The 1,242-nt window shown below is 75.6% G+C and carries 2 protein-coding genes; one reads left to right on the forward strand and one right to left on the reverse strand.

The features are described 5' to 3' along the window. A partial coding sequence (locus MXD58_RS27920) for a bifunctional sulfate adenylyltransferase/adenylylsulfate kinase (protein WP_518478705.1) occupies positions 1-762 on the reverse strand: 762 nt, incomplete at its 3' end. Between the two features lie 35 nt (positions 763-797). On the opposite strand from MXD58_RS27920, the gene MXD58_RS27925 reads away from it, so the two are divergent. Further along, a partial coding sequence (locus MXD58_RS27925; protein WP_284678940.1) for an inositol monophosphatase family protein occupies positions 798-1,242 on the forward strand: 445 nt, incomplete at its 3' end.

Consider the following 1,242-nt stretch of genomic DNA (forward strand, 5'->3'; position numbering starts at 1 on the left):
CGCCACGGCCTCCGAGGCCAGCGTCGCCTCGCTGGGGCGCAGCGGCGTGTCGACGGCGTCGATCGCGGCCAGCAGGCAGCGGATCCGCAGGTGGTGATGAGCGTCCGCGGGATCGGCTCCGCCGACGGGGGCGAGCACCACGCAGCGCTTGCCCTGGCGGGTCAGCGCCCTGATACGACCCACGTCGGCGGTGTGCAGCAGGCCGTCGGCCCACACCGCCCAGGCCGCCCCGGAGCCGACCTGCGGACCGGTCCAGCCCCGCGCCCGCAGCTGGGCGCGCAGCTCGTCGGGCGTCAGCCGCAGGTCCGGATGATCCGGGTGGTGCGGCAGCCGCACCCCCTCCACGGTGCCGACCAGGCGGATCCGGGATCCCTGCGCCGCCGGGACCGCCGCGCGCAGGTGCAGCGCCGCGATCATGACGCCCTCCTGGTCGCGCAGGGCGATGGTCGCCTCGGCTGACAGCGGCGCGGCGACGTCCGGTGCGACGACCAGCGACGGCACCATCACGCCATCGAGCTCGTCCTCGGCGGGGTAGCCCGGCGGCGAGCCGAAGGCGCCGACCAGCAGCAGCTCCAGCTCGGCGAGCTGGTCCGGCGTCAGTGTCAGCGACGGCCAGTCGAGCGAGGCGGCCGTCAGCCGCGCCGCGCGGGCCGGGCTCACCAGCGTGAGCAGCGGCTCGCCGCCGGCGGGCCCGGACGCCCCGGACGGCCCGTCCTGGGCGGCGCGCTGACGGTCGGGATCCGGATCAGAGGTGGCACTCACACCCGCGACCGTAGCGGGTGACAGACTCCCACCCGATGAACACCGACGACACCAGCCTGCCGGCTCTCGTTCCCATCGACATCGCGACCGACGAACTCGACGATGACGTCCTTGCCCGGCGACTGGCCACGGATGCGGGAAAACTGCTGCTCAGGATCCGCGGCGAGGTCGGTTTCGCCGAACCGGCGACGCTGCGCGACGCCGGCGACGCGCGGTCGCACGCGCTGCTCGCCCGGGCACTGGGCCGCCATCGCCCGGCCGACGCCGTGCTGTCCGAGGAAGCCGTCGACGATCCGGTGCGCCTGTCCGCCGAGCGGGTCTGGATCGTCGACCCGCTGGACGGCACCCGCGAGTTCGCCGAGCCCGGCCGGACCGACTGGGCGGTGCACGTCGCGCTGTGGCAGGGCGGTGAACTCATCACCGGCGCCGTCGCCCTGCCGGCGCTGGGCGTGACACTGTCCTCGGCGGGCGCCCCGCCCG

The sequence above is a fragment of the Frankia sp. AgKG'84/4 genome (genome assembly GCF_023242965.2).
Taxonomy (GTDB): Bacteria; Actinomycetota; Actinomycetes; order Frankiales; family Frankiaceae; genus Frankia.